Raw genomic sequence first — 18,836 nt, 5'->3', positions numbered from 1 at the left:
GTGATTGAACGAAGCCTTTTCACGGCCGAGCACGAGGCCTTTCGCGACAGCCTGCGCCGTTTCATGGACAAGGAGATCGCGCCCTTCCACGAAGCATGGGAGGAACGCGGCCATGTGGACCGCGAGGTCTGGAACAAGGCGGGTGCCAACGGCTTCCTGTGCATGTCCCTGCCTGAGGAATACGGGGGCGCGGGCGCGGACCTTCTCTACTCGGTGATCCAGTTCGAGGAACTGTGGGCCGCCGGGCACACGGGCATCGGCTGGGGACTGCACAGCGAAATCGTGGCGCCGTACATCCTTCGCTACGGAACCGACGCACAGAAAAATCACTACCTGCCCAAGCTCGCGAGCGGCGAAATGATCGGCGCCATCGCCATGAGCGAGCCTTCGGCCGGCAGCGATCTGCAGGCGGTGCGCACCAGCGCCGTGAAGCAGGCGGACGGCAGCTATGTCATCAACGGCAGCAAGACCTTCATCACCAATGGCTGGCTCGCCGACCTGGTGATCGTCGTGGCCAAGACCGACCCCGCCGCGGGCGCCAAGGGCACGAGCTTGTTCCTGATCGAGCGCGGCATGCCGGGTTTCGAGAAAGGCAAGCGCCTCAAGAAGCTTGGGCTGAAAGCGCAAGACACGTCGGAACTGTTCTTCAACGACGTGCGCGTGTCGGCCGACCAGTTGCTCGGCGGCGCGCAGCAGGAAGGTCGCGGCTTCATCTGCCTGATGGAGCAGTTGCCGTGGGAGCGCATGCAGATTGCGATCAGCGCCGTGGCGGCATCGCAGGCGGCAATCGAGCAGACGGTGGCATACGTCAAGGAGCGCAAGGTGTTTGGCCAACCCGTCGGCGCCTACCAGAACACGCGCTACAAGCTGGCCGAACTGCAGACCCAGGTGCAGGTCGCGCAGGTCTTCGTCGACAAGTGCATCGAGCTCCTGATGGCCGACAAGCTCGACACCGCCACGGCCAGCATGGCGAAGTACTGGACCAGCGACCTGCAATGCAAGGTGATGGATGAATGCGTGCAGTTCTTCGGCGGGTATGGCTACATGTGGGAATACCCCGTGACGCGGGCCTATGCGGATGCGCGGGTGCAGCGGATCTACGGCGGAACGAACGAGATCATGAAAGAGGTGATTGCGCGGGGGATGGGGCTGCCCGGGCGTTGATCACAAATGCTCAATTTGGGTACTACAATGCCCAAAATGGGTACGTCAGCCGCATCGAGATCTGCTCCGCCCGAAGGCGGCGGGCTTGGTGACGCCCTTTTCACCACCACGCAACAGCGCGTTCTGGGCTACCTCTTCGGCCAACCGGAGCGCAGCTTTTTTGCCAAGGAGCTGATCAACCTGACCGGTTCCGGCTCCGGCGCCGTGCAACGCGAACTCAAGCACCTCGCCGACAGCGGCCTGCTCACCATCACGCCGGTTGGCAACCAGAAGCACTATCAAGCGAACCCGACCGCGCCCATCTACGACGAGTTGTGCGGCATCGTCCGCAAGACATTCGGCTTGGCGGGTCCACTGCGCGAAGCGCTCGAACCCCTGCGTGAGCAAATCGAAGCCGCTTTCGTGTTCGGGTCGGTTGCCAAAAAGAGCGACACGGCCGCGAGCGATATCGACCTGATGCTCATCAGCGATGATCTCTCGTACGGCGAGTTGTTCCTGGCACTCGACGAAGTCTCGTCCCGCCTGGGACGGACCGTGAATCCAACAATCATGACGGGGAGGGAACTCATGCAAAAACACAAAAACAAGGAATCGTTTGTAGAGCGGGTCATGGCGCAGCCCAAGCTGTGGGTGATAGGGGGCGCAGATGCTCTCCCCACTTGAGAATCTTTGCGGCCCGGGCAAACCGCTGCACACCGAACCCGCCGATGCCCGCGAATTCGCGGGCCTGCAGCGCTCCGGGACCGCGCGACCTCATTGCCGCGTGCCAGCAAGTCGCCGTCAAACTGGCTCAGCTGCCGCCGCCTCCGGTTTGATCGACTGCGCGTGTCGCTGCGAGACGGCAGGCGTTTTGCTTGTGACATGTGCCTGCCGCAGAATGCACCCATGTCCGCCCTGCCGTCTCCCGATCCCACGCGCTGCCCCCTTTGCGGCGAAGTGAATCGCTGCGCGATGGAACTCGCGCGCGAGACCGGGCAGGCGCAACCGCCCTGCTGGTGCATGGGCGCCACATTCACTGATTCGCTGCGCGCCAGCGTGCCGCTCGATGCGCGCGGGCTCGCGTGCATTTGCGCGAAATGCACGGCCAAGGCGCTGGCCAAGGAGAAACTTTCATGACTTCCCCCAAGAATGCTTTCTACGCCCAGTCCGGCGGCGTCACGTCGGTCATCAACGCCTCGGCGTGCGGTGTCATCGAAACAGCTCGCAAGCACGCCGATCGCATCGGCACCGTGTACGCGGGGCGCAACGGCATCCTCGGCGCGCTCGCTGAAGACCTGATCGATACCAGTCTCGAATCCGCCGAATCCATTTCGGCACTGCGCAGCACGCCGGCCGGCGCTTTCGGCTCGTGCCGCTACAAGCTCAAGTCGCTCGAAAAGAACCGGCGCGAATACGAGCGGCTGATTGAAGTCTTCAAGGCGCACGACATTGGCTACTTCTTCTACAACGGCGGCGGCGATTCGGCCGACACCTGCTTCAAGGTGAGCCAGTTGTCGCAGTCGATGGGCTATCCGCTGCAAGCCATCCACGTGCCCAAGACCATCGACAACGACCTGCCACTGACCGACTGCTGCCCCGGCTTCGGCTCGGTCGCGAAGTACGTCGCCGTGTCCACGCTCGAAGCATCCTTTGACGTGCGCTCGATGGCGGCCAGTTCCACCAAGGTGTTCGTGCTCGAAGTGATGGGGCGACACGCGGGCTGGATCGCGGCGGCCGGTGCGCTGGCGGCGGACCATGGCATTCCGGTGGTGGTGCTCTTCCCCGAGATCGAGTTCGATGCGCCGCTGTTCCTGGCGCGCGTGGACGCCCTGGTAAAGCACCACGGCTACTGCACCGTCGTCGTCTCCGAAGGCTGCCATCATCCCGACGGCACCTTCCTGGCCGAACAAGGCACGCGCGATGCTTTTGGCCATGCGCAACTCGGCGGCGCGGCACCCGTGGTGGCCCAAATGGTGAAGCAAGCGCTGGACTACAAGTTCCACTGGGCGGTGGCGGACTATTTGCAACGCTCGGCGCGGCACATTGCCTCGGCCACCGATGTGAAGCAGGCCTACGAACTCGGCCAGCGCGCCGTCGAGCTCGCGCTGGAAGGCCAGAACTCGGTCATGCCGACGATCGAGCGCATTTCGGATTCGCCCTACAGCTACCGCATCGGCACGGCGACGCTCGACAAGGTCGCCAACAACGAGAAGATGATGCCGCGCGAGTTCATTTCCGCGGACGGTTTCGGCATCACCGATGCGTGCCGCAACTACCTGCTGCCGCTCATCGAGGGCGAGGACTATCCGGCGTATCGCAAGGGCATGCCGGTCTACGCGACGCTGAAGAACCAGTCGATCGAGAAGAAGCTAGCCGCCTTCGCGATTGCCTGAGGCTGCGACCGGTTGAGGCGCGTCGACCGGCGCAAGGGGCGCGTCCGCCTGAGGCAACTCGGGCACTGGCGCGACGGGTTCATTGACAGGCGCGGGCGCCGTCTCATCAGCCGGTGCCGCCGACTCCATGGGAATGGACGAGTCCGGAGACATCGCCGGCTCAACAGGCGCGGCAAAGGCAGTCGGCGCAGTCGACACGCCATTGCGCTGATCCGCAATCACCTGGTGAATGAACTGCAGCTTGCCCACCACCGCATGCGGCAACACGAAGGGATAGTTGTCCGGCTGGCCCATGCTGCGCGAGAACTCGTTGAGCACATTGGTCAGGCGCACCCAGCCATTGAGAAAGTCGAGGAACTGCGCCGCGTCCGGATGATCGGGTTGCCACAGGTCGTCCGCCTTGAACAGGTCGCTGGACAGCTCCACGTTGCTCGCGTTCACGCCGAAGCTCAGGGCCGTGTCCGCGGTGTCGGCCATGTGCAAGTAGTGCGCCCACGTCTCCGCCCAATCCTCCCAGGGATGCGCGCTTGCGTAGCTCGTGACGAAACGCGATGCCCAGTCCGGCGGCGGCCCGTTGTCGTAGTGATTGCGCAGCGCCTGCCCGTAGTCGGCGCGCTCGTCGCCAAAGAGCTGGCGACAGGGTTCGAGCCAGCCCGTTGGCGCGACCAGCAAGTCCCAATAGTAATGACCGATCTCGTGGCGGAAGTGGCCCAGCAGCGTGCGATATGGCTCGCGCATCTGCGCGCGAATGCGCTCGCGCACCGAGTCGTCGGCCTCCTCGGCATTGAGCGTGATCACGCCGCTGTCGTGGCCCGTCATGACGTGCGGCGCGCCGGGCAGGTTGCTCAGGAAATCGAAAGCCAGCCCGTGCTGCGGATCGGCCAGTCGCGACACCACCGGCAAGCCCAGCGCCAGCAACTGCGAGATGAGCCGGCGCTTGGCCTGCTCCAGCTTGTTCCACAACTCGGCGTTTTCGGGCACTGACAAGTCGGGAATCGTTCGCGTCGCGCTGCAGGCCAGGCACAGGCCGGGGCGCAGCCCGTGTGTTTCGGGCGGCGCTTCTTCGCCTTCGTTCACGATGGGCACCAACCAGTTGCAGCCTGAGGGGCCCAGGAAGTTCTCGCAGCGCCGATAGCGCTTGCCGCCCTCGTCACCAAAGACCGTGAAGGCACCTTCCTCCCCCGCCGGGGCGAGCGGCACGACGCCCAAGCGATCCGCCACATAGCCCAAGGGCGTCTGGCAGGCGAGACATTGGCTGTTTCGCAAGAAGACCGGGCGGCCGCACTGGCATTGATAACCCCGGCTCACGGTCGGCGCCGCGAGTTCGTCGGTCAGCTGAGGCGCTGCGGCATCGTTCAAGGGCTGGTTCGCTGCGACGGACCCGGAATGCGGCGCCGGAGCAGATCGTTCGGTGGTCTGTGTTTGCATGCAGTCCCTCGTGTGGACGGTGATTGTGTGGCGCTCCAAGGAGACATCACTTGTTCACAAAGGCCGATATCCTTGTAGGAGCGGCCCGAACAAGAAGCACTTTTCCCCTCCATGCCTGACGCCATCCCCCCCGCCGCCCCGGCGATGTCTGCCTTGCAACAGCGCTATGGCGAGCGCTACCGCTGGTACCTGCTGCTGTCGGTGATGGTTGGCACGATGGCGTCGATCATGTCATCGACCATCGTGAACGTGGCGATTCCGGGCATGAGCCACCATTTTTCGCTGGGGCAGGAGCGCGCGCAGTGGGTGACTTCGGGCTTCATGGTGGCGACGACGGTGTCGATGCTCACCACGCCTTGGCTGCTGTCGCGCTACGGCTATCGCAAGACCTATGTGGGCACGATGCTGCTGCTGATGGTGGGCGGCATCGTGGGCGGGCTGGCCAATGACTTCACCTTGGTGCTGATCGCGCGCGTGGCGGAAGGACTCGCTGCGGGCGTCGTGCAGCCGATCCCCGCCATCATCATCCTCCGCGCCTTCGAGCCGCACGAGCAGGGGCGGGCGAGCGGGCTGTTCGGCATGGGCGTGGTGCTGGCGCCGGCGATCGGGCCGAGCATCGGGGGCGTGCTGGTCGACTTGTTCGGCTGGCGTTCGATCTTCTTCATGGTCGTTCCTTTTTGCCTGGCGTCGCTGTGGCTGGCCTACAAGTTCGTGCCGACGACGGCGCCGGGCGGCGTCGTTGCGGAACGCGGCGGTCGGCTGGATTGGGTCGGCCTGGGCCTGGGCACCGTCGGCACGCTGAGCCTCCTGAACGGATTGGTCGAGTTGCGCGGCGGAGCGCCTTGGCATTCAGCCGTGTTGCTGGTCGGCGCGCTGCTGGCCTTCGTCGCTTTCCTGGCGTGGCAAAGGCGGCTGATGCGGATCGGCTCCACGCCCTTGATGAACCTTGCGCTCTTCGGATACCGGCAATTCGCCATGGGGAGCGTCGTTGCCTTCATCTACGGCACGGCCCTGTTCGGCTCGACCTACCTCCTGCCGGTCTACATGCAGGTCGCCTTGCATCTGTCGGCCGGGCACGTCGGCGCGATTCTCCTGCCGGCCGGGCTGGTGCTGGCGTTCACCATCCTGGGCGTCGGGCGACTGGCGGACCGACACCCGACCTGGATGTTGGTGAGTGTGGGGCTGGCGCTGCTGGCGACTTCGTTCGCGCTCATGATGGCGCTGCGGCTCAACAGCACCATCTGGCTGCTGGTGGCATTTGCGGTCATTGGCCGCATCGGGCTGGGCTTCATATTGCCTTCGCTCAACCTGGGGTCGATGCGGCCGCTGGCCAAGCCGCTGATTCCGCAAGGCGCGAGCGCGATCAGTTTCGTTCGCATGCTCGGCGGCGCGGCGGGGGTGAGCCTGTGCGCCATCGTGCTCGAATGGCGCTTGGCGGCGCACGGCGATTCGCTGGTCAACCCGATGACCAGCCCGCAGCGGCTCGCCGCCTTTGACGAAGTGTTCGCGATGCTGGCCGCCCTGTGTGCGGTGGCGATTTTCGCGGCCTGGCAGCTGCGCGAAGGTCCGGCGAAAGCGGATTAGTTAGCGCCTCGGCATTGCATCCGGCGAAAGCGCTTCGGAAAAAAGCGCTCTAATTGGCCGATGTGCCAATTGCTGGGAATGAACTGCAACACGCCCACGGACGTGACCTTCAGCTTTGCGGGCTTCGCGCAGCGCGGCGGGCGCACGGACCACCACGCCGACGGCTGGGGCATCGCATTCTTCGAAGACCGCGGCCTGCGGCACTTCGTGGACCACCAGCCGGCGTGCGAGTCGCCGGTGGCGGAGTTGATCCGCAACTACCCGATCCAGAGCCGCAACGTCATCGCGCACATCCGCAAGGCGACGCAGGGCGAAATCAACCTGCAGAACTGCCATCCGTTCGTGCGTGAACTGTGGGGACGCTACTGGGTGTTTGCCCACAACGGCGACCTGAAGGATTTCCGGCCGCGGCTGCATGGCAACTTTCACCCGGTGGGAAATACGGACAGCGAGCACGCCTTCTGCTGGATCATGCAGGAGCTGGCCAAGTCGCATGCCGGCGTGCCGAGCGTGGAAGAACTGACGCTCACGCTCAAGGAACTGGCGCCGCGCATTGCGAAGCACGGCACCTTCAACTTCATGCTGTCGAACGGGCAGGCGCTGTGGTCGCATGCATCAACAAATCTTTGGTATGTGGAGCGCGCGCATCCTTTCACGCTGGCCAAGCTGGCGGATGAAGATCTCTCGATCGACTTCTCGCACCACACCACGCCGAATGACCGGGTCGCCGTGGTGGTGACGGCGCCGCTGACCACCAATGAGACGTGGACGGCGTTTGCGCCGGGTGAACTCCACGTTTTCGTGGACGGGCGCCGCCGCGACTGACGCGCCGCCGCCACAAGCGGCCCGCTTCGCACCCTAAAAGCGCCGAAACGGGGCGAACGCGGCCAAAACGCGTCGCGTACACGTAATAATAGGCGTTCTCATTTACAAACGATTTAGGGAGACCCCTTGGCTTCTTCACGCTTCCCCCTGGGCGCCGTTGCGCTGGCAACACTCGCTGTTGTCCATTCGATGTCTGCTTCGGCGCAGACCACACCGGCGCAAGCGCCTGCTGCTACGCCCGCTGCGTCGCTGCCCGCCGTGACGGTGGAGGCCAGTGCGGACGCGTCGGCTGCCGGTCTGACGAAGCCTTACGCCGGCGGTGAAGTCGCCCGCGGCGGCCGGGTCGGCATCCTCGGCACCTTGGACATGATGGACACGCCGTTCTCGACGACAAGCTATACGAACGAGTTGATCCAGAACCAGCAATCCAAAAGCGTTGCAGACGTGCTTCTGAATGATCCGACGGTTCGGATCGCCCGAGGATTTGGCAACTTCCAGGAGTCTTACTTCATTCGCGGCTTCATCGTGAATTCGGACGACATGGCGTACAACGGCCTGTACGGCGTGCTCCCGCGCCAGTACATCGCGTCGGAACTGTTCGAACGCGTGGAAGTTTTCCGTGGCGCAAGCGCATTCCTGAACGGCGCGACCCCATCGGGCGGCGGTGTTGGCGGGAACATCAACTTGCTGCCCAAGCGTGCATCGAACGAAGCACTGACCGAAGTCAGCCTCGGTGCGGCCTCTGGCTCGCAGGGCTACGCAGCGGTCGACATCGGCCGGCGTTTCGGACCGGATCAAAGCACTGGCATCCGTCTGAACGCAGCCCACCGCGAAGGCGGCACCGGCATCGATGATGAGAAGGTCAAGCTCGACCTGCTGTCGGTCGGCCTTGATTGGCACAGTCGCAACGTCCGCCTTTCTGCCGACGTCGGATTTCAGGAGCACCGCCTTACTGCTGCACGCCCCAACGTGACTCTCGGCACGGCGTTCGTGCCGCTCACCGCCGTTCCGTCAGCGCCCGACAACCAAGTCAACTATGCACAGCCGTGGACGTACTCCAACGAGCGAGACACATTTGGGTCCGTGCGCGGCGAATTCGACCTCGCGCCGAACGTCACGGCATGGGTTGCTGGAGGAGCCCGGCAAGGCAATGAAGGCAACTCGCTGGGCAACACGACCGTCACCGATCCCTTCACCGGCGCAGCGGATATTTCGCGCTTTGACAATCAGCGGCGCGAAAACGCCCTCGCCGGCGAAACTGGAATCCGTGTCAAGTTCGCCACCGGAAGCGTTCAGCACTCGCTGGTCGCAGCGTATTCCTTCTTCCAATTGAAAGAAAAGAACGCCTACCAGTGGGACTTCTTCAACAACTTGAAGAGCAACATCTATCAGCCGGTCGCCTACCCGTTGCCGGCGTTCACATCGACCGCATTTCATGGCAACGACCTCAACAACCCTGCCTTGATCAACAAGACGCGCCTTGACAGCTTTGCCCTGGGCGACACGTTGTCGTTCCTCGACGATCGCGCCCAACTCACGCTGGGTGCACGCGCCCAAACCATCGATACCACCAACTATGCATTCGACACCAGCGTAGCCACCGGGTACGACAAGAGCCACGTGAGTCCGATGGCCGCGTTTGTCTTCAAGTTGCAGCCACAGGTCTCGCTCTATGCCAACTACGTTGAAGCGCTGACCAAGGGAGATACCGCGCCATTGACATCCAGCAGCGGAGTGCCCGTGGCCAATGGAGGCGCGCAATTGGATCCATTCGTTTCGAAGCAGAAGGAAGTGGGTGTCAAGTACGACGGCGGACGTTTCGGCGGCTCGGCTGCCCTCTTCTCGACGGACAAGCCGCGCACCATCATCAACAGCGCCAACGAATTCACCGCCGAGGGCTTGGATCGCCATCAGGGCGTGGAACTTCTGATGTTCGGCGAACCGCTCAAGGGTCTGCGCGTGCTCGGTGGCGTGACTTTCCTTGACGCCACGCAACGGTCCACTGGTAGCGCATCGACCGACGGAAAGGACGTCATCGGCGTGCCGTCGGCGCAAGGCAGCATTGGTCTTGATTGGGATGTTCCTGGCGTGCGGGGCCTGTCACTCAATGGTCGCATCGTTGCGACGGGGTCCAGCTATGCGGACGCCGTGAATACCTTGCGCGTGCCGAGCTGGACACGCCTGGACGTTGGCGCACGTTACATGACTGAAGTTTCTGGCAAGCTCCTCACGCTTCGCGCACGAATCGACAACTTGACCAATCGCAACTACTGGGCGTCGGTCGGTGGCTATCCCAACAACGGCTACCTCGTGCTCGGTGCACCACGCACTTTCAACTTGACCGCATCGGTCGACTTCTAAAGTCGAGAAAAGAGGAGGCATGCGCGCCTTCCTGACCCTCATCCACCGCTGGGCCGGCCTCACCGTTGCCCTGTTCCTCATCGTGGCGGGCCTCACCGGCGCCGTCACGTCGTGGGACCACGAGCTGGACGAGTGGCTCAACAGCGCGCTGTACGACACCGACAGCCGCGGCGAATTCCACGAGCCGATGGCCTTGGCCGCGGCCGTCGAAGCCGCCGATCCGCGCGTGCGCGTGAGCTACATCCCGCTCAACTTCGAAGTCGGCCACACGGCCGGCTTTTTCATTGAGCCGCGCATCGACCCGTCGACGAAGCAGCCCTACGCGCTCGACTACAACCAGGTCTACGTCGACCCGGTCACGCTGCACATCCAGGGCCGGCGCGATTCAACGGCCGTCTCGCTCTCGCGCGAGAGCCTGATGCCCTTCCTGCGCACGGTGCACTACAGCCTGCACATCCCGGCGATGTGGGGCACCGACCGCATCGGCTACTGGATCATGGGCAGCGTCGCCTTCATCTGGCTGCTCGACAGCTTCGTGGCGCTCTACCTCACGACACCGCGGCGCCTGCGACCCGGCGTGCATCCCGGGCATCGGCCGCGCGCCGTGTGGTGGAAGCGGTGGCAGCCGGCGTGGGCGATTCGCTGGCGCGCTGGCGGCTACAAGCTCAACTTCGACCTGCACCGCGCGGGCGGGCTGTGGGTCTGGATCGCGATCATCGTCATCGCCTTCACCTCGTTCTCGCTGAACCTTTATCGCGAGGTGTTCTACCCCGTGCTGTCGCTGGTTTCAAAGACCACGCCGGGGCCTTACGAGACGCGGCCAATGGCGCCTCTGGGCGCGCGCATCGAGCCGACGCTGGGCTTTGCGCAGGTGATCCACGTGGCCGAGGCCGAGGCCAGGCGCCAGAACTGGACCTTGCCAAAGGGCGGCATCTACTACGAAGGCCGCTACGGCTTCTACAACGTTTCCTTCTTCGAACCGGGTGCCGAGCACGGGCAGGGCGGCATGGGCCTGGCCAACCTTTATATCGACGCGCACGACGGGCGCATCCTGAGCCAGAACCTGCCTTGGCACGGCACGGCCGCGGATGTGTTCGTGCAGCTCCAGTTCCCGCTGCACTCCGGTCGCATCCTGGGCATGCCTGGCCGCATCCTGATGTCGTTGATGGGTGTGATGGTGGCGATGCTGTCGGTCACCGGCATCGTCATCTGGATGCGCAAGCGCCACTCGCGCCTGCATCAGCAGGCGCGGCAGCACGCTGAAGCATCCGCTATTGAGTCGCGCGCGGCGTCGCCGCAACGTGCGCCTCCAGCGCATCGATGAACATTGCCGGCACGTTGAATCCCGTCTGATCGGTGATTTCCTGAAAGCAGGTCGGGCTCGTGACGTTGATTTCGGTGAGCGATCCGCCGATCACGTCCAGGCCGATCAACAGCAATCCGCGCGGCGCCAGCACCGGGCCAATCGCTTCGGCAATCGCCAGGTCTTCCTTCGTGAGCGGTTGCGCCACGCCCTTTCCGCCCGCGGCCAGGTTGCCGCGCACCTCGGTGCCCTGCGGAATTCGCGCCAGGCTGAAAGGCACCGGCTTGCCGCCGATGACCAGCACGCGCTTGTCGCCCTTCACGATGTCCGGCACGAAGCGCTGCACCATGATGGTCTCGGCGCCATCCTTGTTGAGCGTCTCGATGATGGAGCCCAGGTTCAGCGCATCCGCCTTGACGCGGAAGATGCCCATGCCGCCCATGCCATCCAGCGGCTTCAGGATGATGTCCTGGTGCTCTGCATGAAAGGCCCGCACCGCACGCGCGTCGCGCGTGACCAGCGTCGGCGTGGTGTGCTCCGCAAACTCCATGATCGCCAGCTTTTCCGGATGGTCGCGCAGCGCCCGCGGCTTGTTGACCACCCGCGCGCCTTCGCGCTCGGCCTGCTCCAGCAGGTGCGTGGCGTAGATGTATTCGGCGTCGAAGGGCGGGTCCTTGCGCATCAGCACCACGTCGAAGTCGCGCAGGGCGCGCTCGCTCACATCTTCCGTGCGGAACCAGTCGACCGGACCGCCCGTGAGCACGATCTCGCGCACGATCGCCGTCACCGGCTTGCCGCGCTGCCAGCTCATTTGCTGCGGCTCGCAGGCCGCGATGCGATGGCCGCGCTTTTGCGCCTCGCGCATCATCGAGAAGGTCGTGTCCTTGTAGATCTTGAAGTGCTCGAGCGGGTCGGCGACGATGAGGATGTTCATGGCGTGGTGGTCTTTCCAATGGATTCGGCCTTGGCGCGGCGACGGCCGATGCCCTGGATGGCGAGCGCCGCGGCACCCGCGACGACGCCCCAGAACGCAGAGCCGACGCCGCCGAGCGTGACGCCCGAGAGTGTCACGAGAAATGTAATGAGCGCGGCTTCGCGATGCGATTCGTCCCGCACCGCGACGGCCATGCCGCTGCCGATGGTGCCGAGCAGCGCGAGCCCCGCGATGGCCGCGACCAGTTCCTTGGGAAAGGCCGTCAGCAAGCCCGTGACGGCCGCACCGAAAAAGCCGATCAGCACGTAAATGGCGCCGCAGGACACCGCCGCCGTGTAGCGCCGAGCCGGATCTTCATGCGCCTCCCGGCCCATGCAGATGGCCGCGGTGATGGCGCTCAGGTTGAGCGCGAAGGCACCAAAAGGCGCCAGCACCAGCGTTGCCAGCCCGCTGAAGGTGATGATTTTCGAGATCGGCATGTCGTAGCCGGCCGCGCGAATCGCGGCCACGCCCGGCAGATTCTGCGAGGCCATCGTCACCACAAAGAGCGGCAACGCCACGCTGACGGCCGCCTGCCACGAAAACACCGGCATGGTGAAGATGGGCGTCGCCAATTCGAAGTGAACGCCCGACCACGCCAGTTGCCCGCGCGCCGCCGCATGAACAATGGCGACCACCAGGGTCAGCGGCACGGCGTAGCGCGGCAGCACACGGCGCGCGACAAGATAGGTCGCCAGCATCAGCAGCACCAGCACGAGCGCCGTCTGCGCCGCCAGGAAAGCCTGCAAGCCGAAGCGCGCCAGCACGCCGGCCAAAAGCGCCGACGCGATTTCCATGGGAATCCTGTTCATCACCCGCTCGAACCAGCCCGTCGCGCCGGCGATGGTGATGAGCGCGGCGCACACGATGAAGGCGCCGATCGCCTCGTTCATGTTGTAGCCCGCGCCTGCCACGGCCAGCACGGCTGCGCCGGGGGTGCTCCAGGCAATCATCACCGGCTTTTTGAGCCACAGCGAGGGCAATGCCGAGGCCAGCCCCATGCCAATGCCCAGCGCCCACATCCACGAGGCAATCATGGCCGGCGTCGCACCGAAGGCCTGCGCCGCCTGGAAAACGATCGCGACCGAACTCGTGAAGCCGACCAGCACCGCCACAAAGCCCGCGACAAAGGCCGAAAGGCTCAGATCTTTGAAAAACCGCATGGCGCCGATTGTGCCGGGCGCTCGCGCGGCGAGTCGTTTGTCAGCGCTCGCCTTCTGCCGGGGGACGAGTGAGAACTTTTTGGCAACATTCATCAACCGCTTGTCAGCTATTAGTTTTCAAATGCCACCGATAGTTACAGAATCCGGGACATGGGCGCTGACTTTGTCAATCCACCGATAGCAACCATTTGCATCGATTGTTTCTGATAAATCGGCACGCAATATGTCTTTCGTAGGCTGCGCGTTTGGCACATGGCAGGTGGAGCTCGCTGAGGGCACCATCACTGTTCAGATACATCGTGTTGCGGCTCTTGTAATCGCGCACAGCCTCAACGAAAGAGGGTCCATCGAATGGTAGATCGGCATTTTGCGGCCGTGGATAGCTTTGGAAACGATCGCTTCCCTGCTCCGGCGCGTCACGCAGCCCGCAGCGCACGAACCAGCCCAGCCTGTGGGCATATGCAAACGGAACCGCGCTTTCGTTCGTACAAAAGTTCCAATTTCGTGCGTCAGATGTCGCACCCACTCAATAATTGTGAGTACTAAATATGAACACAATGACGTTGCCTCCCCTGACCCCGGCATCGGAAACGGTTGACTACGATCCCTTCGAGGCCAACGAAATCCAGCGCGTCGTTCCCACGACCGAAGCCCAGCGTGAAATCTGGCTGGCCGACCGCATTTCGCCTGACGCCTCCCTTGCCTACAACGAGTCCGTTTCGCTCAAGTTAGACGGCGCCCTGAACGTCCCCGCCCTGGCGCGCGCACTGCAGGCCGTCACCGACCGGCACGAGGCCCTGCGTTGCAACATCAGTTCCGACGGGACCGAGCTCTTTGTCACTGCCAGCATCGACCTGCCCCTGCAGCAAATCGACCTGAGCACCATGGACGAGGCCAAGCGCGAGGCCCGCCTGCTGCAGCAACGCGCCCTGGCGGTGCAGCAGCATTTCGAACTCGGCACGGACCAGCTGATCCGCGCCAGCCTGATCAAACTGGCGCCGGAACGCCACGAGTTGATCCTGGCCGCGCACCACATCGTGTGCGACGGATGGTCCTTCGGCGTCATCGCGCACGAACTGATGCACCTCTATCGCGCCGCGCTGGCCGGCAAGGCCGAGCTGTCCGAGGGACTGGAACCCACCGTCGGATTCAGCGACTACGCCCTGGAGCTGACGCAGCCCGAGGCGCTGCGCGACCAGGCCGACGACCTGCAATATTGGGTCGCCAAGTACGACCGCTCCGTGCCGACGATCGACCTGCCGACCGATCGTGTTCGCGCACCGCTGCGCACCTTTGCCTCGCAACGGGAAGACGTGGTGTTCGACGCCGCGCGCCTGGAGCGCGTGCGCAAGTTCGGCGCCGCCAACGGCGCCACCCTGTTCGCCACGCTTCTGGGCGTTTTCGCCGGCCTGGTCGGACGGCTGGGCGGACACAGCGACGTGGTGGTCGGCATTCCGGTCGCGGGCCAACTCACGGCTGGCCATCCTGCGCTGGTGGGCCATTGCGTGAACCTGCTGCCCATGCGCATCGGCGTCGACATGAACGAAGGCGTGAGTGTCTTGGTGCGCAACGCCAGCACCGCCTTGCTCGACGGCTTCGACCATTCGCGCATGACCTTCGGCAGCCTGCTGCGCCGGCTGCAGGTCGCCCGCGACCCGAGCCGCGTGCCGCTGGTGCCCGTCATGTTCAACGTGGACGCAGCCATTGCATCCGCAGACCTGTCGGATCCGCAACTGCGGGCGCAACTGCACTCCAATCCGCGCCTGTTCGAGAACGCCGAGATCTTCCTGAACATCAGCCAGGTCGAAGGCACGCTGGTACTGGAATGCCAGTACAACACCGACCTGTTCGACCAGCAGACGATGCAGCGCTGGCTCAAGCTGTACTGCACGGCGCTCGATCGTTGCGCGGCCCAGCCCGAATCCATTGCCGCCGATGCATTTGCGCCCACCGCCGACGAAGAGGCGATGCTCGCCGCCTTCAACGGCGCGACCGTCGACTATGACCGCAGGGCCCGCATCGAATCGCTGTTCGATGCGCAGGCGGCAGCCACGCCCGACGCCATTGCCATCACGTGCCACGGCAGGCAACTCAGCTACCGCGCCCTGCAGCAGCGCGCCACCGCAGTGGCCGTCGCGCTGCGCGAGATGGGTGCAGGCGCCGGCGACCTGGTGGGCCTGTGCTGCGACCGCAGCGAGCACATGATCGTGGCGCTCTACGGCATCCTCAAGTCCGGCGCCGGCTTTGTGCCGCTGGACCCGACCTTCCCGCAGGAACGCCTGAATTTCATGGCCGACGATGCCGGCATGCGGCACATCGTCGGAGACGACGCCACGCTGGAACGCTGGCAAGGCAGCGGACGTGGCTTGGTGAACGCCGCCCGCATCGAACCGACCGACGCACCACTGGCCCTCACCGGCCATTCGGCGAACATCGCCTATGTGATCTACACCTCGGGCTCGACCGGTCGGCCCAAGGGCGTGACGGTGCCGCATCACACGGTGCTCAGCCTGCTGGCGGGCCTGCAGCAGATGCCCGGCGTGAAGCAGCACCACGTCATGCTGGCGGTGACCACGCTGGCCTTTGACCTGTCGGTGTTCGAAGACATCCTGCCGCTCACTTTGGGTGCGCGCATCGTCGTGGCCGACAAGCTGACCCGCGCCAATGGCGACGGCCTGCGCGAGCTGATCGAAAGCGAAAACGTCACCTGCATCGGTGCCACGCCGTCCACCTGGCGCCTGTTGCTGGCCACCGGCTGGAAAGGCCGCAGTGACATGCTGGCCGTGTGCTGCGGCGAGCCGCTGCCGCCGGAACTCGGGCGCGAACTGCTGCCCTGCGTCGGCGAACTCTGGAACGGCTACGGCCCCACGGAGACGACGGTGTTCTCCAACTTCTACCGCCTGGAAAACCCGATTCCGGCGCTGGTGCCGATCGGCAAGCCGGTGGCGAATGCGCAGATCCATATCCTGGACGCGCACCAGCGGCCGGTGCCCGTGGGCGTCATGGGCGAGATCTACATCTCGGGCGATGGCGTCACGCCGGGCTACCTGAACCGCGCCGAGCTGACGGCTGATCGCTTCCTGCTTGCGCCCACCGCGACGAACCCCGAGCGGCGCTGGTACCGCAGCGGCGACCTCGGCCGCTGGCGTGCCAACGGCCTGGTCGAATGCCAGGGCCGGACCGACCAGCAGGTCAAGATCCGGGGCTATCGCATCGAACTCGGCGAAATCGAAGCCAACCTGGCCAGCCATCCCGCGCTCGAGCGCGCGGTGGTCATCACTCGGGAAGACCGCCCCGGCGACGTGCGCATCGTCGCGTACGTGGTGCCGCGCGGCGGGATGCCCGACGTGGCGGATCTGCGGGCGCATCTGGCGGTGCATTTGCCGGCCTACATGATCCCGCAGCACTTCGTTCCGCTGCAGGCCCTGCCGCTTTTTGCCAGCGGCAAGATCGACCGCATGGCGCTGCCGGTGCCCGATGGCGGCCAGGCGACCAAGGCCGGCACCCGCATTGCGCCGCGCAACGACGACGAGCGCCTGGCGCTGCAGGCCATGGAAGACGTGCTCAACCTGCCGGGCCTGAGCATCGACGACGACTTCTTTGCCGTGGGCGGCCACTCGCTGCTCGCCGCGCGGCTGACGGCACGCCTGAACCGCGAACTGCACATCCAGCTGCCTTTCCGCACCTTGTTCGAATCGCCGACGGCCGAGAAGCTGGCGGTCGTGCTGGCCGCCGCGCGCGCTTCGGACGGCCCGCGCCGCGAACGCATCGTGCTGCAGCCGGGCCGGCGCACGGCACCGCTCACGCCGATGCAGGAACGCATCCGCTTCATGGAGCAGCTCCACCCCGGGCGCGCCGTCTACAACGCACCCTCGGGCCACCGCCTGAAGGGTCCGCTGGACGTCGAGAAGTTCAGGGAAGCATTCCGTCAGGTGGTTCGCCGGCAGCCCACCTTGCGCACCTACATGGACACGGACGCCGAAGGCGTGGGCATCCAGGCCATCGCTGACGCAGTGGACATCGACATGCCGCTGCACGACCTGAGCCACCTGCCCGCCGAAGAGCGCGAGGCGCAACTGTTGCAAGCCATGCAGCAGGTGGCCGATTCGCCGATGGACATCTTCCAGGCGCCGCTGTTCCGCACCGCGCTCTTCAAGATCGGCGCCGAGGAGCACGCGTTTGCCTTCGTGCCGCATCACCTCATCTGGGACGGCTGGTCCTTCGACCTGCTGCAGATGGAACTCGCCGAGATTTACTCGGCGCTGATGCGCGGCGAAGCCAGTGCGCTGCCGGCGCTACCCGTGACCTATGGCGACTATGCCGAGTGGTATGGCCGCTGGCTCGAACAGGAAGAATGTGCAGGCCAGCTGCGCTTCTGGAAAGACCGCTTCGGCAAGGCGCCGATGCCGGTGCCCGCGCAAACCGACATGCCACGGCGCGTCGGCATGAGCGGCGACGGACGGCCGCAGTGGGTCAAGATCGACCAGCCGACGGCCGAGCGCCTGCGCGCCTTGGCTCGCAGTTCGGACGCCACGCTCAACATGCTCATGATGTCGCTCTACAGCCTCATGATGGGCAAGTCCATCCACACCGACTCGATCGTGATCGCCGTGCCCGTGCGCGGACGCGAAGCGCCCGAACTCGAACACGTGATGGGCTTCTTCACCAACTTGCTGCTGGTGCAGTTGCAAATCGACTACTCGCTGCCCTTTGTGGACTACGTGCGCTACGTCAAGCAGGAACTGCTGGCCGTCACGAGCCACCAGCAGATTCCCTTCGAGCGCGTGGCGGCCGAGCCGGAAGCCAGCGCGCGAGCCGCCCAAGGGGCCGGCGCCTATCACGCGCTGTTCTCGTTCCAGGACGCGCGCGAACGCCCGAGCGACTTTGGTGCCGGTGTGCGCCATCAGCAGATTCACCTCCGTCAGCGCGGCGCCACGGACGACCTCGGCCTGTGGCTCATGGACAAGCCGCATGGCCTGGAAGGCGCCATCATCTACAACGCCGACATCTACCTGCCCGAAACTGGCGAGGCCTTCCGCGACCGCTTCCTCGAGCTGCTGCAGCGCATGACGCAGAACCCGTCGTCCACGCTCGACGACATCGCGGACCCGACCGGCTCCGCGGCCGCGCAGGTGCTCACGCGCCTGCAGGCCGATGCGCAGAAACCCAGCGACGCCGAGATCCGGTTGGCGGCGCATCGGCCCAGCAACCAGCAACTGCTGATGCCCGAACAGGCGCAGCTGGCGCAGATCTGGGCGGGCGTGCTGGGCATCGACGTCAACGACATCCACTCGACCGACAATTTCTTCGACCTCGGTGGCGACTCGCTGCTGGCGATGCGTGCGTTGCAGCAGTCCGAGCAGGCATTGGGCTTCCGGGTGGAGGCGCGGCGCTACATCTTTGAAAGCCTGGCGCAGCTTTCGAATGCGGCCGCTGCCAAGCCGGTGGGTCCGGCGACCGCAGCAGCGCCGGAACGCAAGGGCCTGTTCGGCAGGATGATGTCGGCAGTCGGCCGCAAGTAATCGGGTGGCGCCCGGACTGGCATCGTCCGGAGCAGCTTCATTCCAGGAACACCGCGGAACCGGCTTTGCCGGGCCGCTGGTGTTGCCCCCGGTAGGGGGTTGGAGGCCACACGAAGTGGGCAAGCCTGGGGGCGAGCAATA

General features: G+C 64.8%; 12 protein-coding genes. 9 read left to right on the top strand and 3 right to left on the bottom strand.

Annotation, left to right across the window (positions count from 1 at the left end):
* From QTI66_RS25620 to QTI66_RS25605, 4 genes are all read left to right on the top strand, one after another.
* Nucleotides 1–1,164 carry an acyl-CoA dehydrogenase family protein gene (locus tag QTI66_RS25620; RefSeq protein WP_286562895.1) on the top strand — a complete coding sequence of 388 codons (1,164 nt, stop codon included), beginning with the start codon at nucleotides 1–3 and terminating at the stop codon, nucleotides 1,162–1,164.
* Between the two features lie 6 nt (nucleotides 1,165–1,170).
* Complete coding sequence (locus QTI66_RS25615; protein ID WP_286562894.1) at nucleotides 1,171–1,827, top strand: nucleotidyltransferase domain-containing protein; 657 nt, start codon at nucleotides 1,171–1,173, stop codon at nucleotides 1,825–1,827.
* 222 nt (nucleotides 1,828–2,049) lie between these two features.
* Nucleotides 2,050–2,280 carry a cysteine-rich CWC family protein gene (locus QTI66_RS25610; protein WP_286562892.1) on the top strand — a complete coding sequence of 77 codons (231 nt, stop codon included), beginning with the start codon at nucleotides 2,050–2,052 and terminating at the stop codon, nucleotides 2,278–2,280.
* Nucleotides 2,277–3,536, top strand: coding sequence for a 6-phosphofructokinase (locus tag QTI66_RS25605; RefSeq protein WP_286562890.1), 1,260 nt, complete (start codon nucleotides 2,277–2,279; stop codon nucleotides 3,534–3,536). Before QTI66_RS25610 ends, QTI66_RS25605 begins: the two co-directional genes overlap by 4 nt.
* Here the strand turns inward: QTI66_RS25605 and QTI66_RS25600 are convergent.
* Nucleotides 3,513–4,964 (bottom strand): zinc-binding metallopeptidase family protein, encoded by a 1,452-nt coding sequence (locus tag QTI66_RS25600; RefSeq protein WP_286562889.1) that lies wholly within the window; start codon nucleotides 4,962–4,964, stop codon nucleotides 3,513–3,515. The two genes, QTI66_RS25605 and QTI66_RS25600, sit on opposite strands and share 24 nt — an antisense overlap.
* Before the next feature lie 111 nt (nucleotides 4,965–5,075).
* On the opposite strand from QTI66_RS25600, the gene QTI66_RS25595 reads away from it, so the two are divergent.
* The 4 genes from QTI66_RS25595 (at nucleotide 5,076) to QTI66_RS25580 (ending at nucleotide 11,058) form a co-directional block, all read left to right on the top strand.
* The gene (locus QTI66_RS25595; protein WP_286562887.1) at nucleotides 5,076–6,548 is read left to right on the top strand and encodes a DHA2 family efflux MFS transporter permease subunit; all 1,473 of its coding nucleotides are present in this window, start codon (nucleotides 5,076–5,078) and stop codon (nucleotides 6,546–6,548) included.
* Between the two features lie 60 nt (nucleotides 6,549–6,608).
* Nucleotides 6,609–7,373 (top strand): class II glutamine amidotransferase, encoded by a 765-nt coding sequence (locus QTI66_RS25590; protein WP_286562884.1) that lies wholly within the window; start codon nucleotides 6,609–6,611, stop codon nucleotides 7,371–7,373.
* A gap of 147 nt (nucleotides 7,374–7,520) precedes the next feature.
* Nucleotides 7,521–9,734 carry a TonB-dependent receptor gene (locus tag QTI66_RS25585; RefSeq protein ID WP_444815049.1) on the top strand — a complete coding sequence of 738 codons (2,214 nt, stop codon included), beginning with the start codon at nucleotides 7,521–7,523 and terminating at the stop codon, nucleotides 9,732–9,734.
* 19 nt (nucleotides 9,735–9,753) lie between these two features.
* A complete protein-coding gene (locus QTI66_RS25580; RefSeq protein ID WP_286562883.1) occupies nucleotides 9,754–11,058 on the top strand; it encodes a PepSY-associated TM helix domain-containing protein in 1,305 nt (434 codons plus the stop codon).
* On the opposite strand, the gene gshB is transcribed toward QTI66_RS25580, so the two are convergent.
* A complete protein-coding gene (gene gshB, locus QTI66_RS25575) occupies nucleotides 11,006–11,971 on the bottom strand; it encodes a glutathione synthase (RefSeq protein ID WP_286562882.1) in 966 nt (321 codons plus the stop codon). The genes QTI66_RS25580 and gshB overlap by 53 nt on opposite strands.
* Entirely contained in the window at nucleotides 11,968–13,173 is a 1,206-nt protein-coding gene (locus QTI66_RS25570; protein WP_286562880.1) for a benzoate/H(+) symporter BenE family transporter, read from the bottom strand. The genes gshB and QTI66_RS25570 overlap by 4 nt, the downstream gene beginning before the upstream one ends.
* 557 nt (nucleotides 13,174–13,730) lie before the next feature.
* Between QTI66_RS25570 and QTI66_RS25565 the strand changes: the two genes are divergently transcribed.
* Nucleotides 13,731–18,695, top strand: coding sequence for a non-ribosomal peptide synthetase (locus QTI66_RS25565; RefSeq protein WP_286562879.1), 4,965 nt, complete (start codon nucleotides 13,731–13,733; stop codon nucleotides 18,693–18,695).
* Nucleotides 18,696–18,836 lie beyond the last annotated feature (141 nt).

It is taken from the genome of Variovorax brevis, assembly GCF_030317105.1.
In the GTDB taxonomy this organism is placed as follows: domain Bacteria; phylum Pseudomonadota; class Gammaproteobacteria; order Burkholderiales; family Burkholderiaceae_C; genus Variovorax; species Variovorax brevis.
Note: the sequence above shows the minus strand (reverse complement) of the source record. Positions and strands in the feature narration are given on the sequence as shown.

Excerpts from the sequence above, each read along its gene's own strand:
- QTI66_RS25615 (WP_286562894.1), top strand. The coding sequence starts at position 1,171 with ATGCTCAATTTGGGTACTACAATGCCCAAAATGGGTACGTCAGCCGCA.
- QTI66_RS25610 (WP_286562892.1), top strand. The coding sequence starts at position 2,050 with ATGTCCGCCCTGCCGTCTCCCGATCCCACGCGCTGCCCCCTTTGCGGC.
- QTI66_RS25605 (WP_286562890.1), top strand. The coding sequence starts at position 2,277 with ATGACTTCCCCCAAGAATGCTTTCTACGCCCAGTCCGGCGGCGTCACG.
- QTI66_RS25600 (WP_286562889.1), bottom strand. The coding sequence starts at position 4,964 with ATGCAAACACAGACCACCGAACGATCTGCTCCGGCGCCGCATTCCGGG.
- QTI66_RS25595 (WP_286562887.1), top strand. The coding sequence starts at position 5,076 with ATGCCTGACGCCATCCCCCCCGCCGCCCCGGCGATGTCTGCCTTGCAA.
- QTI66_RS25590 (WP_286562884.1), top strand. The coding sequence starts at position 6,609 with ATGTGCCAATTGCTGGGAATGAACTGCAACACGCCCACGGACGTGACC.
- QTI66_RS25580 (WP_286562883.1), top strand. The coding sequence starts at position 9,754 with ATGCGCGCCTTCCTGACCCTCATCCACCGCTGGGCCGGCCTCACCGTT.
- gshB (WP_286562882.1), bottom strand. The coding sequence starts at position 11,971 with ATGAACATCCTCATCGTCGCCGACCCGCTCGAGCACTTCAAGATCTAC.
- QTI66_RS25570 (WP_286562880.1), bottom strand. The coding sequence starts at position 13,173 with ATGCGGTTTTTCAAAGATCTGAGCCTTTCGGCCTTTGTCGCGGGCTTT.
- QTI66_RS25565 (WP_286562879.1), top strand. The coding sequence starts at position 13,731 with ATGACGTTGCCTCCCCTGACCCCGGCATCGGAAACGGTTGACTACGAT.